The 20906-nt window shown below is 63.2% G+C and carries 16 protein-coding genes; 15 read left to right on the forward strand and 1 reads right to left on the reverse strand.

The features are described from left to right. Nucleotides 1-209: 209 nt before the first annotated feature. From AWB68_RS14485 to phaZ, 5 genes are all read left to right on the forward strand, one after another. Nucleotides 210-1853, forward strand: a complete 1644-nt coding sequence (locus AWB68_RS14485) for a fatty acid--CoA ligase (protein WP_087645049.1) — start codon at nucleotides 210-212, stop codon at nucleotides 1851-1853. A 22-nt stretch (nucleotides 1854-1875) separates the two neighbouring features. Then, nucleotides 1876-2340, forward strand: a complete 465-nt coding sequence (locus AWB68_RS14490; RefSeq protein WP_087645050.1) for a MaoC family dehydratase — start codon at nucleotides 1876-1878, stop codon at nucleotides 2338-2340. Nucleotides 2341-2388: 48 nt separating this feature from the next. Beyond that, the gene (locus AWB68_RS14495; protein ID WP_087645051.1) at nucleotides 2389-4095 is read left to right on the forward strand and encodes an alpha/beta fold hydrolase; all 1707 of its coding nucleotides are present in this window, start codon (nucleotides 2389-2391) and stop codon (nucleotides 4093-4095) included. Nucleotides 4096-4159: 64 nt separating this feature from the next. Continuing rightward, nucleotides 4160-4576 carry a phasin family protein gene (locus tag AWB68_RS14500; protein WP_087645052.1) on the forward strand — a complete coding sequence of 139 codons (417 nt, stop codon included), beginning with the start codon at nucleotides 4160-4162 and terminating at the stop codon, nucleotides 4574-4576. A gap of 73 nt (nucleotides 4577-4649) precedes the next feature. Next, the gene (phaZ, locus tag AWB68_RS14505; protein WP_087645053.1) at nucleotides 4650-5480 is read left to right on the forward strand and encodes a poly(3-hydroxyalkanoate) depolymerase; all 831 of its coding nucleotides are present in this window, start codon (nucleotides 4650-4652) and stop codon (nucleotides 5478-5480) included. A 12-nt stretch (nucleotides 5481-5492) separates the two neighbouring features. Here the strand turns inward: phaZ and AWB68_RS14510 are convergent, their stop codons facing one another. Further along, complete coding sequence (locus tag AWB68_RS14510; RefSeq protein ID WP_235028333.1) at nucleotides 5493-8240, reverse strand: winged helix-turn-helix domain-containing protein; 2748 nt, start codon at nucleotides 8238-8240, stop codon at nucleotides 5493-5495. Nucleotides 8241-8490: 250 nt separating this feature from the next. Here AWB68_RS14510 and AWB68_RS14515 point away from each other — a divergent pair, with 250 nt between their 5' ends. The 10 genes from AWB68_RS14515 (at nucleotide 8491) to AWB68_RS14560 (ending at nucleotide 20880) form a co-directional block, all read left to right on the forward strand. Next, nucleotides 8491-9747, forward strand: coding sequence for an acyl-CoA dehydrogenase family protein (locus AWB68_RS14515; RefSeq protein ID WP_087645055.1), 1257 nt, complete (start codon nucleotides 8491-8493; stop codon nucleotides 9745-9747). Between the two features lie 50 nt (nucleotides 9748-9797). Then, on the forward strand, nucleotides 9798-10913 hold the full coding sequence (locus AWB68_RS14520) for a saccharopine dehydrogenase family protein (protein WP_087645108.1): 1116 nt from the start codon (nucleotides 9798-9800) through the stop codon (nucleotides 10911-10913). A gap of 57 nt (nucleotides 10914-10970) precedes the next feature. After that, nucleotides 10971-12209, forward strand: a complete 1239-nt coding sequence (locus AWB68_RS14525; RefSeq protein ID WP_087645056.1) for a thiolase family protein — start codon at nucleotides 10971-10973, stop codon at nucleotides 12207-12209. Between the two features lie 79 nt (nucleotides 12210-12288). After that, the gene (locus AWB68_RS14530; protein ID WP_087645057.1) at nucleotides 12289-13893 is read left to right on the forward strand and encodes an AMP-binding protein; all 1605 of its coding nucleotides are present in this window, start codon (nucleotides 12289-12291) and stop codon (nucleotides 13891-13893) included. Nucleotides 13894-13994: 101 nt separating this feature from the next. Continuing rightward, entirely contained in the window at nucleotides 13995-14744 is a 750-nt protein-coding gene (locus AWB68_RS14535; RefSeq protein WP_087645058.1) for an electron transfer flavoprotein subunit beta/FixA family protein, read from the forward strand. Between the two features lie 15 nt (nucleotides 14745-14759). Further along, a complete protein-coding gene (locus tag AWB68_RS14540; RefSeq protein WP_087645059.1) occupies nucleotides 14760-15707 on the forward strand; it encodes an electron transfer flavoprotein subunit alpha/FixB family protein in 948 nt (315 codons plus the stop codon). 22 nt (nucleotides 15708-15729) lie between these two features. Next, complete coding sequence (locus AWB68_RS14545; protein ID WP_087645060.1) at nucleotides 15730-17520, forward strand: acyl-CoA dehydrogenase C-terminal domain-containing protein; 1791 nt, start codon at nucleotides 15730-15732, stop codon at nucleotides 17518-17520. Nucleotides 17521-17604: 84 nt separating this feature from the next. Beyond that, the gene (locus tag AWB68_RS14550; RefSeq protein ID WP_087645109.1) at nucleotides 17605-18360 is read left to right on the forward strand and encodes an OmpW/AlkL family protein; all 756 of its coding nucleotides are present in this window, start codon (nucleotides 17605-17607) and stop codon (nucleotides 18358-18360) included. Between the two features lie 136 nt (nucleotides 18361-18496). Further along, on the forward strand, nucleotides 18497-19411 hold the full coding sequence (locus AWB68_RS14555; protein WP_087645061.1) for a LysR substrate-binding domain-containing protein: 915 nt from the start codon (nucleotides 18497-18499) through the stop codon (nucleotides 19409-19411). Nucleotides 19412-19590: 179 nt separating this feature from the next. Then, the gene (locus tag AWB68_RS14560; protein ID WP_087645062.1) at nucleotides 19591-20880 is read left to right on the forward strand and encodes a dicarboxylate/amino acid:cation symporter; all 1290 of its coding nucleotides are present in this window, start codon (nucleotides 19591-19593) and stop codon (nucleotides 20878-20880) included. Nucleotides 20881-20906 lie beyond the last annotated feature (26 nt).

Here is a 20906-nt window from a genome sequence, read left to right on the forward strand (position 1 = left end):
CAAGTTCAATAGAAGCCTGAGCGCATCAAACGGTGTAAACCCCCCCCCCCCCCCCCCCCAAGCCCCAGCGATAACCCTCTCCCCCGTTCAGGGGATATTCCCCAATCGCGTTCGCCCCGATCATCTCCTTATCGGCACGACACCGTACCCCACCGCAACGCCAAAGCCGTGTCTGCCCACCATCCAGTTCAGGACTCAAGGAGACTCAGATGCGAGACGACGTCCAGGCCGCCGCGCCCTCGGCCTACGCCTATCCATTGCTGATCAAGCAACTGCTCCACGCGCCGTTCCTTCAGGCGCCGGACCAGGAAATCGTCTATCGCGGACAGGTCCGGATGACCTACACGACGCTGCGTGAGCGCATCGCACGGCTCGCCAGCGGGCTGAGTCAGCTCGGCGCGCGACACGGCAGCACCGTCGCCGTGATGGACTGGGACAGTCACCGCTATCTGGAATGCTATTTCGCGGTGCCCATGATGGGTGCCATCCTGCAGACGGTCAACGTGCGCCTGTCACACGATGAGATCGCGTACACGATCAATCACGCAGGCGCAGAAATCCTGTTCGTCCATACCGATTTTCTGCCCGTCCTCGAGGCGATCAAGGACCAGCTCGAAACGGTGCGTACCTTCGTCTGGATCGACGAAGAGGGCAGCGAGGCCAGTACGCATTCGATCTCGTTCGCAACCGAATACGAAGCCATGCTTGCCGCGAGTTCGGATCAGTACGACTTTCCGGATTTCGACGAGCACACGCGCGCCACGACGTTCTACACGACCGGCACGACGGGCCTGCCCAAGGGCGTCTATTTTTCGCATCGTCAACTGGTCCTTCATACGATTACCGTCATGGCGGCATTGGCGAGCCCCGAATCCGGACAGCGCTTTCATCGCGGCGATGTCTACATGCCGCTCACGCCCATGTTCCACGTGCACGCGTGGGGCATGCCCTACATCGCCACCGTGCTGGGTGTGAAGCAGGTTTATCCAGGCCGCTATCTGCCGGAGCGGCTGGTGCAACTCGTGCGCGACGAACGCGTGACCTTCTCGCATTGCGTCAGCACGATTCTGCACATGATGCTCAACTGTGCCGAAGCGAAGTCCGTCGACTTCAGCAAGTGGAAGATCGTGATTGGAGGCGGGGCGCTGACGCATGGACTCGCGCGCGTCGCAGTCGATCGCGGCATCGATATCTTTACGGGTTACGGCATGTCCGAAACATGTCCGGTGCTGAGCCTCGCTCAACTGCCGCCCGGCGCCGAGGCGCTGGATGCGGATGAGCAGTTGCGCCTGCGCTGCAGGACGGGTCTGCCGATACCGCTCGTCGACCTGCACATCGTCAATGAAAACATGGAGGACGTCACCCACGACGGTAAAGCGTATGGAGAAGTCGTCGTGCGCGCGCCCTGGCTGACCCAGGGCTACCTGAACAACCCCGAGGCTTCCGCTGACCTCTGGAGCGGCGGCTACCTGCACACGCAGGACATTGCGAATATCGACCCGACGGGAAATCTCCAGATCACGGACCGCATCAAGGACGTGATCAAGTCGGGAGGCGAATGGATCTCATCGCTCGAAATCGAAAGCCTGATCTCGCAGCACCCGGGCGTGTCCGAAGTGGCCGTCATCGGCATCAGCGACGAGAAATGGGGCGAGCGACCGGTGGCGTTGGTGGTGCTCAAGGAGGGCGCCGAGATCACCGAGGACGACATCAAGCGCCATGTGCTGACGTTCTGTGCATCGGGACACATCTCGAAGTACGCGGTGCCGCAAATCGTCAAGTTCGTCGACGGACTGCAGAAGACGAGCGTCGGCAAGATGAACAAGAAGTGGTTGCGCGCGCAGTTCGCTTGACCGGTCACGAGGAGAAAACATCATGAGCATCAACGAATACAGCATCGCCACGATCGAGGACTTCATCGGTCGCGAACTGGGTGTGTCGAACTGGGTCGTCGTCGACCAGGCGCGCATCGACGCATTCGCGCAATGCACGGGCGACACGCAGTGGATCCACGTGGACGTCGAGCGCGCTAAACGCGAGAGCCCGTTCGGCGGACCCATTGCGCATGGCTACCTGACGCTTTCGCTGTTGGCATCGCTGGCGATGGAGATCGGCATCATCCCCAAAGACGCGTCCGCTGGCCTCAACTACGGGCTGGACAAGGTGCGCTTCATGACGCCCGTGAAAGCGGGGGCGCGTGTGCGAAACCGCGTGACGTTGCTGGCGGTGGAGCGCAAGGGCGGCGGCCGGGTCATTGTCAAGACGATGAACGAGTTGCAGATCGATGGCGAGGACAAGCCGGCATTGATCGCCGAGACACTGGCGATGCTGGTCGCATGACCCGACGTACACAACAACACTGAATAGAGCCGATTGAGGAGCAGCAAGATGGCGGTAAGAACTGAAGACCAGTCGCGAAGCGAACCACTGGACGATCTCGCGGCGTCTGCCACGGAAGGCATGTTGGGCCCCAACCCGTTTGTCGGGCTGCGTCCGTCTGACGTTCTTGCCACCGCGCAACAAATCGGCGCGCAGGCGTTGCGGCAACCCGCTCTGGTCGTGGAGCAGGAAGCGAAGCTGGTCCGCGACCTGATTGCCGTGCTGAGCGGCAATGGGAAAGCCACGCCACCGCAGGGAGACAAGCGTTTCACCGATCCGGCATGGCAGGATAATTCGCTGTATCGCATGACGCTCCAGGGCTATTTCGCGTGGCGTGACGCGCTTTCCGGGTTTGTCGATCGTTCCGCACTCGATCCGAAGACCAAGGAGCGTGCGCAGTTCGTGCTGTCGCTGTACACCGACGCGCTCTCGCCGACCAACACCTTGCTCGGCAATCCCGCTGCGCTCAAGAAGGTGGTCGAGTCCGGTGGCGCGAGCCTGCTTGGGGGGTTGAGGAACATGATGACCGACATGCTGAAGAATCAAGGCATGCCGGCCCAGGTCGACAAGACGGCATTCGAGGTCGGCAAGAACCTTGGCACGTCGCGCGGTGCCGTGGTGTTTCGCAACGAGGTGCTGGAATTGATCCAGTACGCACCGACGACCACGCACGTCCATGGCCGCCCGCAACTGATCGTGCCGCCGCAGATCAACAAGTACTACATTTTCGATCTGTCGGAAGGCAAGAGCATCGTCGAGTATCTGGTGAAGAGCGAGTTCCAGGTGTTCGTGGTGAGCTGGCGCAATCCCACCGCCGCGCAATCACACTGGGCGCTCGATACCTACGTCACGGCACTCCTCGAAGCGATCGCGGCGGTACGCGATATCACGGGCAGCGATGACATCAATCTACACGGTGCCTGCTCCGGCGCGATGACCATCTCGGCGTTGCTCGGATATCTGGCGAGCCGCGGCGACAAATCCGTCAACGCCGCCACGCTGATGGTGGCCGTACTGGACAACAAGGCGGATTCGCAACTCGGTCTTTTCGCGACACCCGAGGCCGTCGCGGCAGCCAAGCAAGCCAGCACGTCGCGGGGCGTGCTCGCCGGTGAGGAGATGGGCCGCGTGTTCGCGTGGATGAGACCCAACGACCTGGTGTGGAACTACTGGGTCAACAACTACCTGATGGGCAAGACGCCGCCCGCGTTCGACATCCTGTACTGGAACAACGACACGACGCGCTTGCCCGCGCGGATGCACGGCCAGTTGCTCGACATCTTCATGGACAACCTGTTCACGAAGCCTGGCGCACTGAGCGTACTCGGCACGCCGATCGACCTGTCCGGCGTGACGTGCGACAAGTACGTGGTGGCCGGCATCACCGATCACATCACGCCGTGGAAGGGTGTCTACAACACGGCCCGGCTGTTCGGCGGCGATACGCGGTTCGTGCTGAGTTCGAGCGGCCACATCCAGAGCCTGATCAATCCGCCGGGCAATCCGAAAGCGAAGTTCTACCTCAATCCTGAACTGCCCGCGAACGCCGACGCATGGCTCGCGAGTGCGCAGACCGAGAAGGAATCGTGGTGGGGCAACTGGCGAGACTGGCTGTCCGCGCGCTCCGGCGAACGCCGCGAGGCGCCGTCGACGCTCGGAAACAAGCGGCATCCGTCGCTGGCGGCGGCGCCGGGAACCTACGTCCTGCAAGCCTGACGCACCAAACGCTGGCGGCATCGTGGCCGTCATCGACTCAACTATCTTGTCTGGAGAACCGGCGATGGAATCGACCAATCCCAATACCCTTCTTGCTGAATACATCAAGCTCATCCAGCAGTTCAAGCTGCCCGGCATCGACGCAAGCGCGATTCTGGAGTCGCGCCGCAAGGACATCGAGGCACTCGCAGCCGCCAACACGACGGCGCTGACGGGCATGCAGTCGCTCGGTCAGAAACAGATGGAGATTCTGACCGCGACAATGACGCAGCTCCAGTCGCTGGTCACGCAGCAGAGCGGAACGGAGACCAGGCCGGGCGCGGGTGAAGCAGTGCAACAGGTGTTGCACAAAGCGCTGGCCGACATGCAGGAACTCGCCGAGACGGCGTACCGTGCCCAGTCCGACAGCTACGCGGCGATCTCGAAGCGCGTGGCCGAGAACGTCGAGGAGTTGAAGGCGATCCTGCGACCCGCCAAGTAATGCGGCACGGCGCCGCCTGGCGCCGATACTACGACGAAGTGTGTCGCGACGAGGTTGTGTCCGGATGAGAGAAATGAATATTAGTCCCGAGTCTGTCACCAGCATGGAAATCCAGACGGTCGATCTCGATGGACAGATCTTGCGCGTCGGCATCAGGCATGGCAGTGACGCCTCCCCGCCGCTTCTCATCTTCAACGGCATCGGTGCCAATCTGGAGCTGGTCGAGCCGTTCGTGGAAGCACTGGACGATGTCGGCGTCATTATTTTCGACATTCCCGGTGTGGGCGGCTCACCGGTGCCTCTCGCGCCCTATCGGTTCTCGACGCTGTCGGTGCTGACCGACAAGCTGTTGCAACGACTGGGGTATGACGGACCGGTCGACGTGCTTGGCGTATCGTGGGGCGGCGCGCTCGCGCAGCAGTTCGCGCGGCAATATCCGGTGCGCTGTCGCAGGCTGATCCTTGCGTCGACTTCGCCGGGGGTCATCATGGTGCCGGCCAAACTCTCTGTTCTGACAAAGCTGATCGGTGTCAGGCGTTATACCGATCCGGACTATCTACAACGGGTCGGAGCGCAGATCTACGGTGGCGCTTACCGGCGCGATCCCGGGTTGCTTGGGGAGCACAGCCGTCATATGCAGCCACCGCGCGGGCGCGGATACCTGTATCAATTGATGGCCGCATGGGGATGGACCAGCCTGCACTGGCTCGGTTCGTTGCGGCAGACGACGCTCGTCATGCATGGGAGCGACGACCCTATCGTGCCGCTGGTGAATGCGAAGATTCTTGCGGCGCGCATCCGCAATGCCGAGCTGTATGTCGTCGATGACGGTCATCTGTTTCTTATCACGCGGGCGAAAGACGTTGCGCCGGTCGTGCGCAAGTTTCTACGTCAGGACGGGTAGGCGCCGGCGACCTCAGATCAACCCCATCGCCTGCGCCCGCGCCACCGCATGCGCGCGCTTGTCGACCGCCAGTTTCACGAAAATGCTCTTCACATGCGACTTGACCGTTTCAGGCGCAATTCCAAGATTCCGAGCAATTTCCTTGTTCGAAAGCCCCTGCGCGATCAAATCGACGATGTTGCGTTCTCGCGCGCTTAGCGATTCGCGCTCGGCGTCACGCTGGGATTTGTTGTCGGGCTGATAACGCGCACGCCAGCCATCCAGCAGACGGTCGATGTAACTCACCATGTCTTTCGTCTGCGCCGTGTTGCGTGTTCCGTCGCGCATCGCCTGCAATAGCGGCCCGATTTCAGGACCCTGGTCAAGGATCGACTGGTAAATGCCCGCAGGGGCGGCCACCTTCAAGACCTCGCCAAAGACCTCGATAGCCTCGCGCGCTTTGCCCCCACCCATCCACGCGAGTGCGAGCGTGGTTCGCAAGCGCAATGCGAGGTCGTCGCCATGACGGGCTTCGGCGCTGCGCCGCGCAGCGTTCAAACATTCGACGGCTTCATGCGTCCGATTCTGCGCCATCGCAACACAAGCCGCGGCGAGCGCGCGATAGTTGTCAATCTCCGCCGAAACCGGTGAGGACGATTGCGAGCCTCGGGCTGCAAGTCCATCGAGCTGGGAAGCGCACGCTGCGGCCTCTGCCATCCTGCCTTCCCTGATATGCAGCCGCGTGCGATCGACGAGCGCCGCTGCAATCAGCCGATGCCAGCCTCGCCGGTGGCCGAGGACTTGCGCGCGGTCGAGCAGCGCGTACGCCTGCGCGGTGTTCGACCGCGCAACCGCGATCCGGACGAGCAGGCGATACGCGATCAGCACGCTATCCAGCATGACCGCCAGATCGACGACCGGCATCAGATCGAGGACGAGCGCTTCGGCTTCGTCAAGACGGCCCTGCTCATAGCGGATCTGGGCGATCATCGGCGCGCACAATGCGGCGGAGATGGACTGCGGGCCGGAGTAACGCTCGGCCAGATGCATCGATTCCATGAAGTACTGCTCGGCCAGCGCAAAGTGCATCTGCTGCATTTCCGCGTGACCGAGCAGGCACAGCCGGTACACCGAGGAGAACACATTGCGTTGGTCGTCCTCGAGCGAATACGGGATCCACGGCGTCGCATAAAGTGCTTCGAGGTCGCCCGCTTTCCAGTGCCCGAAGCGCACGACGTTGGACACGACGTTGGTGGTCCAGACATCGGCCGACGGCCGCTCAAGACAGGCCTGTGCGATCGCGAGCGCGCGTTGCGGTTCGTCCTGCAACGCGGCCAGGACAGAATGGATCGCCTGACATTCCCGGCGCATGCGTTCGGTTTCGGCGTCCGTGCCGATGGCGTCCCGCTCCAGCGCATCGAGCATCGCAAGCGCATCGTCGAAGCGTAACGCGAGCGCCATGCCCCACGCGATCGCCAGCCTGACCTGCACTTGTCCGCGCATCAGGTGCGCCGGGAACTGGCGCTGCCAGCCCAACAGCGTGAGCAGGTCGCCTTTCGTGACGAGCGCCATCGCGCAGCGGCCCATCAGCGAGATGGCTTCGTCGGTCGCGCCTGCCGCGATTGCGTGCCTGACAGCGTCCGTCCATTGCTCCTCTTGCGCGTACCACGCGCACGCTCGACGGTGCACGTCCGACACTTCGTCGCGGTGCTGCGTTTCAAGGCGCTGGCACAGGTAGTCGCGCATCAGGTGGTGATAGCGGAACCAGTGCCCTTCGACATCCATCGGATCGAGCAGGAGCTGGCGCGCGGCGATTGCTTCCAGCATGCCCTGGCTGCGCTCGACGCCCGTCACCGCCTCGCACAGCGACGCGGTGAGCCGGTCGAGTATCGCCGTGCGCAGCATGAAATCGACCATCTCGGCGGGCAGACGTTTGAGTATGTCTTCGAGGTAGGCGGCGAACGGCCGGGACGCGCCGGATGGCGTGCCTGATTCCGAGCCCGCTTTGGGTTCTTCCCGTACCAGCACCGAAGCCGAAATGCGTAGCGCCGCAGCCCAACCCTCGGTGCTCGCGAACAGCGACTTGACCGTGGCAGCGCCGAGCTTGCCCGGGCACTCGCGTTCGACGAAGCATCGCGTTTCCTCGAAGTTGAAGCGCAGCGTCGATGCATCGATTTCCAGCAGTTCATTGCCCGCTCGCAAGCGCGCCAGCGGAAGCGTGGAATCGGTCCGGGTGCAGACCACCAGATGCACATGCGACGGCACGTGCTCGATAAGGAACGCCACGACTTCGTGAATGACGGGAAGGCTGATCAGGTGATAGTCGTCGAGGAAGAGATAGACCTCGTCATCGACTTCGACCAGCTCGTTGATCAGCGTCGCCACGATGCACTGCGCGGGGACCAGCGACGCTTCGGCGGTCAGCCGGATCGCCGATGCACCCACGTTGCCGCAAGCGTGGCGCAATGCCTGCGCGAGATGGTGGAGAAAGCGGGCGGGTTCGTCGTCGTCGGTATCGAGCGAGAGCCACGCAACGTGCGCGCCGCTCGCACGCAGCCGGTTGAGCCACGCGAGCGCCAGCGAAGTCTTGCCGAAGCCCGCGGGCGCCTTGATGACCGTGAGCCGCTTGCTTTCCGCAAGCGCCGCCAGCTCGATCAGCCGTGGGCGATCGATCAGCCCCGCGGCCAGGCGTGGCGGAAGCAGCTTCGTGGCAAGCAGCAGAGCGGGCCCGGCTGGCGCCATCACTTCGGTCACTGCGGTTAGTGCGGTTACGTCAGTCATTTGCGTCGGCGGCTCCGGGCACGCGGGTCGACCCTGGCTGCCACCCCCCGTCCATGCGATCGCGCTCCCCTATACGGGGGATATTGCGCAGCGCCACGCTGAATCAACATGGGTTCCATAGAAGAGATCGAAGTGTAGCCAGACAACGGTCCAGTGCGCCGATTCACCGTTCATGGCAGAGAAGCCGGGCGTGTGTCCGTGCGGTGCACTGTTCGCCCGATGATACGCCAACCACCTCGAAGGAGGAGACATGTCTAACGCCCAGAATCACGGTGCAGCGCACAAGCTCGGACCACTCGGCGCAGAGCCGGAGTTGTCCGGGACGAGCCAGATGGTCCAGGAGACGGTCCATCGATTCGCGCAGGAAGTGATGCGTCCGGTGGGGATCAAGCTGGACCGCATGACGCCCGAAGAAGTGATCGCGCCGGGCTCGCCGTATTGGGAGGCTCACGACAAATTCACCGGGCTCGGATTCGGTGTAGACGGATTGCTAGAGCTGGAACCCGCCGAGCGCGCGAAGACGATGAGCATCCTCTTCGAGGAACTGGGCTGGGGCGACGCCGGACTCGCCATCACCTACGGCGCAGGGCTGCTGCCCGCGTTGATGAGCGCGATGTTCGGCAATGCGTTCTGCCGGTCGCTCGCGCCGGATGAAAAGCTCGGCTGCTGGGCGATCACGGAGCCCGATCACGGCTCCGACTCGCTCGATGCGAACGGTATGATCTTTCACCCGCAAGGCACGTATGGACGGCCCAACTGCGTGGCGACCCTGCGCGGCGATGAAGTGATCATCAACGGGCAAAAGTCGGCGTGGGTGTCCAACGGCATCGCCGCGAAGGTGTGCATTCTCTATTGCGCCGCGGACAGCGGCTCCGGCGTCGACACGAAGCGCGGCGCGGTGATCATCGTTCCGCTGGATGCTGAAGGCGTGTCGCGCGGCAAGCCGCTCGACAAGATCGGCCAGCGCGCGCTCAACCAGGGCGAACTCTTCTTCGAAAACGTCAGGCTGTCGAAGGATCACATCCTGGCCGGCCCCGACCAGTACCTCGACGCCGTCTACGCCATTCACACGTTTGCCAACGCGCTCATGGGCACCGTGTTCACGGGCACGGCACGCGCCGCGTTCGAACTCGCGCTCGCCTACGCCCACGAACGAAAGCAAGGCGGCTTGCCGATCATCCGGCATCAGTCGGTTGCGTCGCGGCTCTTTCACATGTTCCGCAAGGTGGAGGCGGCTCGCGCGCTCTCGCAGCGCGTCGTGCTCTACAACTTCACGTCGCCGAAGGCTTCGCTGCATGCCGCGATGACAGCGAAGATCACCGCGACCCAGACCGCCTTCGAAGTCGCCAACGACGCGCTGCAGATCTTCTGCGGCAACGGCCTGACCCGCGAATACCCGATCGAGAAGATCTGGCGCGATGCCCGTGCGTCGCTGATCGAGGACGGCTGCAACGAAGTCCTTGCGATCAAGGGCGGCTACTACCTGATCGACCCGGAACTGCTTTGAACGAGACGCGGTGCTAACGCATTCCAATGGAACTGGACGGAGACGATGAGATGGCAACGGCATACGACGTAGTGCTCTATGGCGCAAGCGGATACACGGGCAAATTGACGGCATGGAAGCTCGCCGAACGCGGGATTCCCTTCATTGCCGCAGGGCGCAACAAGGAGCGGCTGGAAGCGGAGATGGCGAAGGTGCCCGAACTGGCCGGACACGACTACCGCTGCGTGGGAGTCGAACACGAAACGGCTGCGCTCACCGAGCTTTTCAACGGCAAGAAGGCGGTGATCAACATCGTCGGGCCGTTCATGCAACTGGGTCGGCCGGTGGTCGAGGCGAGTCTCGCGGCGGGTTGCCACTACTTCGACACGACGGGCGAAACCGACTGGATGTCGATGCTCAAGCAATCCTACGGCGAGGCATTTGCGGCGAAAGGTCTGGCGCTGTGTCCGGGCAACTCGTACATGTGGACCGAAGGCAATCTGGCGGCCGAGATCGCGCTGGAGACGCCCGGCATCGATACGCTCGACGTGGTCTATCTCGGCGATTCCGAAGTGAGCGTCGCTTCGACGATGTCGTTTTTGCGGATGTGCACGCAGCCGCAGTTTTTCCTGCGCAACAACGAACTAGTGCAATGGCCGTGGGCGACACCGTATCAGGTTCACGTGCCGGGCGAGCACGTGCTGCTGAACGCATTGCCCTGGGGCGGCGGCGGCGAGCCGATCTGGTACGCAGACGATCCACGCGTGCGCAACTGCCAGACGCTCGTGTCGTTCAGGAACCAGGAACGCTTCAACGCCGTGGTCGGCTTGCTTACGAAGTTCGAGGCGGAGTGCCGCCCGCTCGACGCGGCGAAGCAGGAAGAGATCACCAACGAGTGGGGCAAGGCAGTCACCCAGGTCGAGCCCGCGCGCGAGAACGCCGACATCAACCGCTGCACGCTCTCGTGTCAGGGGCGGGGCAATACGAATTCGGTCAGCGTCATCCTGCGCGGCAATTCGCCGTATGCGCAAACGGGTGTGCTCGGCGCGGAAGCCGTGCGCCGCGTCCTGCGCGGGCAACTGCGTGAAGTCGGCTTTGTTTCGCCGGCGCGAGCGTTCGGCGCACGCAGCCTCGTCGCCGCACTGGCGGAAGAAGGCTACCTGGCCTACGAGGTCAAAAGCGTCTGACAGCGGCCGCGAGTGCTACGCGCTCGCGGCACCGGGAACTCGACGGGGAGAGATGAAATGAGCGAAGTGTATATCGCGGGCGTCGGGATGACGTCATTCGGCAAGCATCTGAACACGAGCGTGAAGCAGCTCACGCGCGCGGCAGTGAACGACGCGCTCGCGGACGCGGGCTGCGACAGCAGGCAACTGCAAGGGGCGTTTTTCGGCAATTCCACGCAGGGGCATATGGAAGGCCAGCATATGATCCGCGGCCAGCTTGCGCTGCGTGCGATGGGCATCGACAGGATTCCCGTAATCAACGTCGAGAATGCGTGCGCAAGCGCGAGTACCGCGTTTCACCTCGCGGTGAGCTACATCAGGGCACTTGCCGCCGACATCGTACTGGCGGTGGGCGCGGAGAAGATGTTCTCGCCGGACAAGGCGCTCACGTTCAGCGCATTCGACGGTGCGTGGGACGTGCACGACACGGAGAACGGCAAGCGCAGGCTGCTGGAAATGGGCCACGGCATCGAGCCGCCCGAGGGAAGCGTATCGACGAAGCCCTACAGCGTATTCATGGACATCTACGCGTCGATGGGCCGCATGCACATGCGCGAGTTCGGGACCACGCAGCGGCAGTTCGCCGCCGTGTCGTCCAAGAACCACGGGCATTCGGTCCACAATCCGCTCGCGCAATACCAGCAGGCCTACACGATCGACGAGATCCTCTCCGCGCCGCCGATCACGTACCCGCTCACGCTGCCGATGTGCTCGCCTGTCAGCGACGGGGCGGCGGCGGTCATCGTATGCAGCGAGGCCGGACTCGAAATGCTCAAGGGACGACGCTCGCGAGCCATTCGCGTTCTTGCATCCGTGCTTCAGACCGGAACCGACCGGCCGGCCACCGCGCTCGACCGGCATCTGGTCCGGCTGGGTTCATCGAGCGCCTATGAGCAGGCTGGCGTGACCCCGAAGGACGTCTCGGTCGCCGAGGTGCACGACGCGACGGCGATCGGCGAAATCATCCAGTCCGAGGTGCTCGGCTTGTGCGAGCCCGGGATGGGCGGCGTTTGCGCCGAACGGGGCGATACCTCGATCGGAGGACGGATTCCGATCAATCCGTCCGGCGGCCTCGAATCGAAGGGACATCCGATAGGCGCCACAGGGTTGGGCCAGATCTATGAACTCGTCCGGCAACTGCGCGACGAAGCGGGCCCTCGCCAGGTGGAGGGCGCGCGCATCGCGATCGCCGAAAACGGCGGCGGCCTGTGTGGCGTGGAAGAGGCCGTGGCCAGCATCACGATTCTGGGCCGATGAGGCCGAGGAGTCGCGCAACGCATGGACTGTGGCGGCGCCAGGCCGTACAGCATCGGAAAGAATCAGGAGACTGAGTGCCATGAGCACGAAACCCGAAACCACGTTGGCGGCGTTGATCGCCAATCGCGTCGAGACGATGCCCGATCTCGACGTGCTCACCGTCGAAGGAGCCGGCGCAAGGCCGGATGAAGTTCGCACCTACCGGCAGCTCTGGGAGAACGGCCAGCGGCTCGCGCAGGTACTGATCGATCAGGGCTTGCGTCCCGGCGATCATTTCGCGTTGCTGATGGCCAATCACGTCGAATTCGTCGACGCGATGGTTGCCGCATCGATCTCGGGCACCGTGTTCGTGCCGATCGATCCACGCGCGAAGGGCGAGAAGCTTGCGTTCATGCTCGAACAGGCCCAATGCCGGGGCGTGATCGCCGCGGACTATACGCTCGACAATCTCGAAGCCGTGCGGGGTTCGCTTGCGCGTCTGTCGTGGATCATCGCGCTCGAAACCGACGAGGGCGGCAAGCCGCTGTCGGATTTTCGCGGCGTCGTGTCCTTGCGCGCCCTGCTGCCGGCGCACGTTCCTGATTTGCCCGTCATGGCTCGCGACCCGGCAGGCGCAATGCAGCTGATCTTCACGTCCGGTACGACGGGCGACCCGAAGGGCATCGTGATGACGCATCAGCGCTACTGCGCGACGTCGGCCGCGGTGTCGGCGCTGTTCGGCTACGTACCCGATGACCGGCCGTACTCCGGACTCTCGCTCACGCATGCCAATGCACAGATCGTGACGCTCGGCGCATCGCTCATGGCGGGCATGCGCGCCGTGCTCTCGCGTCGCTTCACGAAGTCGCGCCTGTGGGACATCGCCCGCCGATACCGGTGCACCACGTTCACGCTGCTTGGCGGCATGACGACGGCGATCTATAGCGAACCGACGAAGCCGGATGACGCGGACAACCCGGTGCGCTTCGTCATCTCAGCCGGGATGCCGGCTGCGATCTGGAATGCGTTCGAGGAGCGCTTCGGCGTCGGGATCGTCGAGTTCTACGGCGCGGCTGAAGGCGGAATCACCGTGAAGCCGCGCGGCGTTGGCCCGGTTGGCAGCATCGGCAGGCCGGTGCCTGTCCTCCAGCATCGAATCGTCGACGAAGACGGCGACGACTGCGCGAAAGGCGTGCCGGGCGAACTGCTCTTCAGGCCGGTGGATGGCTCGCCGTTCAACGTCGAATACTTCGGCAATCCGGAGGCCTCGGCGAAGAAGTGCAAGGACGGCTGGCTGCACATGGGCGACGTCGTGCGCGAGGATGAGGACGGCTGGCTCTTCTTCGAATACCGCAAGGGCGGCGGCATTCGGCACAACGGCGAGTTCATCAATCCGGCACCGATAGAAAAAGTGATCGCCGAGTCGGGGACAGTCGAGGACGTCTACGTCTATGGCGTGAAGGCTGCGTCCGGTGCGCCGGGTGAGAAGGACGTCGTGGCGGCCGTCGTGCCCAAGCGTACCGATGACTTCGACCCGCAGCAGGTGTTCCGCGCGTGCCGCGCAAGGCTCGAAGCGAGCTCGGTCGTTTCGTGGGTGCAGGTGGTGCCGGAAATACCGAAGACCGCATCGGAAAAGCCGCTGGAACGCTATCTCGTCGATATGTTCGAGGGGCAGCCCGGCAGCGTGTTTGCCGAGCGGGCTTGATGGATTTCATGCGGGATTTCATGCGGGCTTTCACGCGGGAACCGGCGCGTCCCAGTGCGCGGTGAACAACGGCAAACGCTTTAAACCAAACGGAGCAGGCGATGAAAATACTGGTACCGGTCAAGCGCGTCGTGGACGCGAACGTAAGGGTTCGCGTCAAGGCCGACGGCAGTGCCGTCGATATCGCGAACGTGAAGATGTCGATGAACCCGTTCGACGAAATCAGCGTGGAAGAGGCTGTGCGCATGAAGGAAGCGGGTGTGGCGACCGAGGTGATCGCGGTGTCATGCGGGGTACATGTATGCCAGGAAACGCTCCGCACGGCAATGGCGGTCGGTGCGGACCGCGGCGTGCTCGTCGAGACGGATGTCGAATTGCAGCCGCTCGCGGTGGCCAAGCTGCTCAAGGCGCTGGTCGACAAGGAGCAGCCGCAACTGGTGCTGCTCGGCAAGCAGGCCATCGACGACGACGCCAACCAGGTCGGCCAGATGCTGGCCGCGCTGCTTGGCTGGCCGCAGGCGACGTTCGCATCGCAGGTAACGGTCGAATCAGGAAAGGCCACGGTGACGCGTGAGATCGACGGCGGTCTGGAAACCATCGAGGTCGATCTGCCCGCCATCGTCACCGCCGATTTGCGGTTGAACACGCCGCGCTACGCCACGCTGCCCAACATCATGAAGGCGAAGAAAAAGACGCTCGATGTCGTGACGCCGGATGCGCTCGGCGTCGATGTCACGCCGAGGCTGACGACGTTGAAGCTGGCGGAGCCCGCGAAACGCGAAGCGGGCGTTCGCGTGGCCGACGCCGCGGAACTCGTGAGCAAGTTGAAAAACGTCGCCCAAGTCATCTGATCGAAGGGGAAGCAAATGCCCGTACTCGTGATTGCAGAGCATGACAACCAGGCGCTCAAGACGGCCACGCTGAACGCCGTGACCGCGGCCGCGCGTCTTGGCGACGACATTCACATTCTCGTGGCCGGAGCGCAATGCGCGAAGGTGGCCGAGCAGGCGGCTCGCATTGCGGGCGTGACCCGCGTACTTGCCGCCGATGCCGCGCACTATGGTCACGCGCTGGCCGAGAACCTCGCCGCGCTCATCGTGAAGGTCGCCGGGCAATACAGCCACATCGTGGCACCGGCCACCACGACGGCCAAGAACGTGATACCGCGCGTGGCCGCGCTGCTCGATGTGGCGCAAATCTCCGACGTCGTTGCCGTCGAGTCCGCCGACTCATTCGTGCGCCCCATCTACGCAGGCAATGTGCTCGCGACGGTGCGAAGCGCAGACGCGATCAAGGTCATCACCGTTCGAACGACAGCCTTCGCCGCGGCGCCGGCAGAGGGCGGAGCGGCCGCGATCGAAACAGTGGACCCCGCTCCTGAAGTGCAAGGGTCGCGCTTCGTGAGCCAGCAGCTGACGCGTTCGGAGCGCCCGGAACTGACGGCGGCGCTTCGGGTGGTTTCAGGTGGCCGAGGCATGGGTTCCGCCGAGAACTTCGCGCTGCTCGACGACATTGCCAACAAGCTGGGTGCCGCCGTCGGCGCCTCGCGCGCGGCGGTGGATGCCGGCTTCGTGCCGAACGACTACCAGGTCGGCCAGACGGGCAAGGTCATCGCTCCGCAGTTGTATATCGCCGTGGGCATTTCCGGGGCGATCCAGCATCTGGCCGGGATGAAGGACTCGAAGGTGATTGTCGCGATCAACAAGGACGAAGAGGCGCCGATCTTCCAGGTCGCTGATTACTGGATCGTCGGGGACCTCTTCAAGGTGTTGCCTGAATTGTCCGCCGAGCTGGACAAACTGCAACAGAGCTGAACAAACACAAACGAGGCAAACGATGAGCACCTATATTGCACCGCTGCGCGACATGCGCTTCGTGATGACGGAACTGGCGGATCTCGGCGCGCTGTCTTCGTTGCCGGGCCTGGAGGAGGTCACGCCGGAACTGGCCGACGCCGTACTCGAAGAAGCAGCCAGGCTCGCGGCTGAAGTGCTTGCGCCGCTCAACAAGACCGGCGACGAGCAGGGCGCGCGTCTGACCCCGGACGGCGTGGTTGCCGCAGACGGTTTCGCGCAGGCGTACCGGCAATTTTCCGCGGGCGGGTGGGGCGGCCTCAGCGGCGATCCCGCGTTCGGCGGCCAAGGCCTGCCCGAACTGCTGAATGCGGCGGCCGTCGAGATGTGGAATTCCGCCAATATGGCGTTCGCGCTGTGCCCGGTACTGACGGCCGGCGCCACCGAGGCGTTGCGTCAACATGGCTCGGAAGAACTCAGACAGCGCTATTTGCAGAACCTCGTCAGCGGCGCGTGGACCGGCACGATGAACCTGACCGAACCGCAAGCGGGATCGGATCTCGCAGCCGTGCGCACGAAGGCCGTGCCGGAGGGCGATCACTATCGCCTTTACGGCCAGAAGATCTTCATCACGTGGGGCGACCACGACATGACTGACAACGTGATTCATCTCGTCCTCGCGCGCACGCCGGATGCGCCTGAGGGCGTACGCGGGATTTCGCTGTTCCTCGTGCCCAAGTTCCTGCTCAACGCCGACGGGTCGCCGGGGCAGCGCAATGATGTCCACTGCGTTTCTCTTGAGCACAAGCTGGGTATCCACGCGAGTCCGACTTGCGTGATGAGCTTCGGCGACAGGGACGGCGCAATTGGCTATCTCGTCGGACACGAGAACAAGGGCCTCGCGCACATGTTCACGATGATGAACGAAGCGCGCCAGAAGGTGGGGGTCCAGGGGCTCGCGATAGCGGAGCGCGCGTACCAGCAAGCCCGCGAGTATGCGAAAGAGCGCGTTCAGGGACGCCCTGCGGCAAGCCGCTCGGGCCAGGCAGTCGCGATCATTCATCACCCGGACGTCCGGCGCATGTTGCTGACGATGAAGTCGCAGATCGAAGCGATGCGCGCGTTCGCCTACGTCATCGCGGCCGACATGGACCGCACGCACAGGCACCCGGACGACAGTGAACGTGCGCGACGCCAGGCGCGTGTCGACCTGCTGATCCCCGTGCTGAAGGGATGGTGTACCGAACTGGGCGTCGAGATCGCATCGCTCGGCGTGCAAGTGCATGGCGGGATGGGCTACATCGAAGAAACGGGTGCGTGCCAGTTTCTCCGCGATGCACGAATCGCGACGATCTACGAGGGCACGACCGGCATTCAGGCCGCGGACCTGGTGGGACGAAAGCTCGCGTCGGACGGCGGTGCCGCGATGGCTGCGCTGATCGTGGAAATGCGAAGCGTCGCGCTCGAACTCGAACGAAGCGCAGATACGCGGCTTGCCCCGCTTGGCATCGCCTTCGCGGTCAGCGTGCAGGCGCTTGAAGACGCTACGAGGTGGATGCTGCGCACAGCGGCAACGGGCATCGATGAAGCGCTTGCCAGTTCGGTCGACTATCTGATGATGACGGGATACGTCTGCGGCGGATGGCAGATGGCGCGCGCTGCGCTGGCCGCGTCGAAAAAGGATGCAGCGGGTGACGATCAGGACTTTCAACGGACGAAGCTCGCCACTGCGCGTTTCTACGCGGAAAAGATCCTGCCGAAAGCCCACGCGCTTCGGGAGACGGTCCTGCGCGGCGCATCCGGCGCCATAGACATTCCGATCGAGCAGTTCTGAACCAACCGTGACGGAAGGATTTCCGGCAATCGGACAAACGATTGGTCGTAAGTTTGGATAACTAATAAAATGGCGGAGACGACAATGAAGAAAATCGCATATCTCGCGCTCATACCGGGCGTGATTTGTGGCGGCGCGATGGCGCAAAGCGCGGGGAGTTTGGTAACGACTCTGGGTGCAACATGGCTGGACTTCGGTCCTTCGTCCGCAACGGCACTGCAGAGTACTTCGGCGGCAGGCACATTCACGTCACCGGGAACCGGCGGTCAGATACACAACACGTTCAGCGCTGAACTCGCGTTCACCTATTTCGTCACGGACAATATCGCACTGGACCTGGCTACGGGTGTGCCGCCCAAGCTCAAGCTCTACGCGCAAGGGACGGCTGCACCGTTCGGCCCCGGAGGGCCGACGCTCGACTTCGGCAGTCTGCAACCCCTCGCGACCACCCGGTCCTGGCCGCCCATTCTCTTTGTCAAGTACTTCTTTGGCGCGGCGCAGTCGACGCTGCGTCCCTTTGTCGGCATCGGCGTCAACTACACGTGGTATTCGCATACTCAACTCAATCCGGCTTTTGCCGCGGCGTTGACCCAGGTCGCGGGTCCGGGCGGCCAGGCCAAGGCTTCACTGAGCCCGTCATGGAATCCGGCGTTCAATGCGGGGCTTTCCTACAACATCAGCAAGAGCTGGTATGCAACCGCATCCTTGACCTACCTGCCCCTCAAGACGAATGCGACGGTTTCGGCCGTTGCCGCCAACGGCCAGGCGGTGCTGACCAACAAGACGCACATCACGGCTAATCCGTGGATCACGTTTGTCGGGGTTGGGTATCGGTTCTAGGGCGGCGTGGTTACTACCGTGTGAAGCGGCTAGCTTGGCATCCGTGAACATCCCGCCAGCGTAGAATCCAAGGACTCTCCTGGCGGGCGATCCGCGTGGTCGCCGGAACCGATACGGATAGGGATACCGACGGCTCATGGAAATCAAGTGGATCGAAGACTTCATTGCGCTCGCGCAATATCAAAGCTTTTCGCGGGCGGCGGAATTTCGCAACGTGACGCAGTCCGGGTTCAGCCGGCGGATTCAGTCGCTGGAGCAGTGGGTCGGCGCCGATCTCATCAACCGAAGCAGCTTTCCTCCCACGTTGACGCCAGCGGGACAGCTCTTTCGCGAAGCGGCCGAGGATATCCTCGAAAAGCTCTTCGATACGCGCGCCATCATCCGCACCGACCAGCGCATCGGCGGCAAAGGGGTGCAGATCGCCGCCGGCCACACCATCGCGCTCAACTTCCTGCCCGGCTGGCTGCGCGCACTCTCCACGCATTTCGACGAGGTGCGCGCCCGCGTCATCCCGGGCAATGTCCACGATTCGATCCTCATGCTCGTCAACGGCAACTGCGAGCTGATGTTCGCGTACCACCATCCCGAACTGCCCCTGCATTTGGACCCGACGCGCTACGAGTACCTGACCGTGGGCGTCGATACCTTCATGCCGGTCTGCAAGCCCAACCAGCGGAGCGCGCCCGCATTCCGGCTGCCCGGCACGAACGACCGTCCTTTACCGCTCATCTCCTACACGGAGACCAGCTACTTTGGCCGCTGCCTCGCCGTGCTGCTCGCCCATGCGGATACGACGCCCGCCTTGCGGCTTCATTACGAATCGGACATGGCGGAAGTGGTCAAGAAACTCGTCCTTGAAGGCGAGGGCGTGGCATGGCTGCCGCGCAGTTCCATCCGTGCCGAGCTCGAAGCGGGCGAGCTGGTGCCGGCCGGAACGGCGGAATGGCAACTCGAAGTCCAGCTCCGGGTGTACCGTGATGCATCGAATCACAGCGAATTCCTGGAGTCGCTCTGGCGCCATCTGCGGGCCGCTTCCGAGGCCGCCGGATAGGGTTGTCCCGGGTTATGCGAAAGTCGCATGACCCTATGCAGGACTAGCATTCACCTTTTTTTTGCCTTCCCTAATATTCGTCCACACACAAAAACACGCATCGAATCCACGGTGTTTTTGCCATCACCGAACGCTGGCGGTTGTGCCCGACCCCAGCGTGACAATCCTGGACGGAGACAATGAAAAATCGGCTTACTTTCCAAATCCTTGCCGGCATGGTGCTCGGCGTGGTGGTCGGCTACATCTGCCATCGAATGGCCGCGGATGCCGCGCAAGCCAAGACCATCGCGGGCTACTTTTCGGTCGTCACCGACATCTTCCTGCGGCTCGTGAAGATGATCATCGCGCCACTCGTCTTTGCGACGCTGGTGTCCGGACTCGCCGGCATGGAAGGCACGAGCGATGTGCGCAGGATCGGCCTGAGATCGGTTGGCTGGTTCGTATGCGCATCGCTCTTCTCGCTCGCACTCGGCCTCATGCTCGCGAACGCCCTGCAGCCCGGCGTGGGCTTGCACATGACCCAGACGAGCTCCGACGTGGCCACCGGCCTCAACACGGCGGGCCTCAACTTCAAGGACTTCGTGACGCATGCGTTTCCCATCAGCATCATCGATGCGATGGCCCGCAACGACATCCTGCAGATCCTGGTCTTCTCCGTGCTGTTCGGCATCGTCCTGAGCGTCATCAAGTCCGACCCGCGCGTGACGCCGCTGATTGCCGGCGTGGAGGGTCTCGTGCCCGCCATGCTCAAGCTGACCGACTACGTGATGCGGCTCGCGCCCATTGGTGTGTTCGGTGCGCTCGCCTCCGCGATCACGGTGCATGGACTCGACGTGCTGACGACCTACGGCAAGCTCATCGGCAGCTTCTATATCGGGCTCGTGCTGTTGTGGAGCGCGCTCATCCTCGTCGGTTATGCCTTTCTCGGCAAGTCGATCTGGACGCTGCTCAAGGCGATCCGCGAACCCGCGATGCTGGCCTTCTCGACCGCGAGCAGCGAGGCCGCCTATCCGCGCCTCACCGAGAAGCTCGAAGAGTTCGGCGTCGACAAGAAAGTGGTCGGCTTTACCTTGCCGCTCGGGTACGCATTCAACCTCGACGGCTCGATGATGTATCAGGCGTTCGCGGCGATCTTCATCGCCCAGGCGTTCGGCATCGACATGCCGCTCGGCACCCAGGTGTTGATGCTGCTCGTCCTCATGGTGAGCAGCAAGGGCATGGCCGGCGTCGCGAGAGGGTCGGTGGTGGTGGTGGCGGCCGTGGCGCCGATGTTCCATCTGCCGCCCTCGGGCGTCGTGCTGGTGCTCGCCATCGACCAGATCCTCGACATGGGGCGGACGGCGACGAACGTGATCGGCAATAGCATCGCCACGGCGGTCATTGCGAAGTGGGAAGTGCGGCGCGCAGCCCGGCAAGGGCATGTCGCGGAGGCGGCCACGTTCGGCCAGCTCGAAGGCGAGCCAAAGTGAGCGAGGGCAGAGGGAGCGAGGGCAAG

The organism is Caballeronia choica (genome assembly GCF_001544535.1).
Taxonomy (GTDB): Bacteria; Pseudomonadota; Gammaproteobacteria; order Burkholderiales; family Burkholderiaceae; genus Caballeronia; species Caballeronia choica.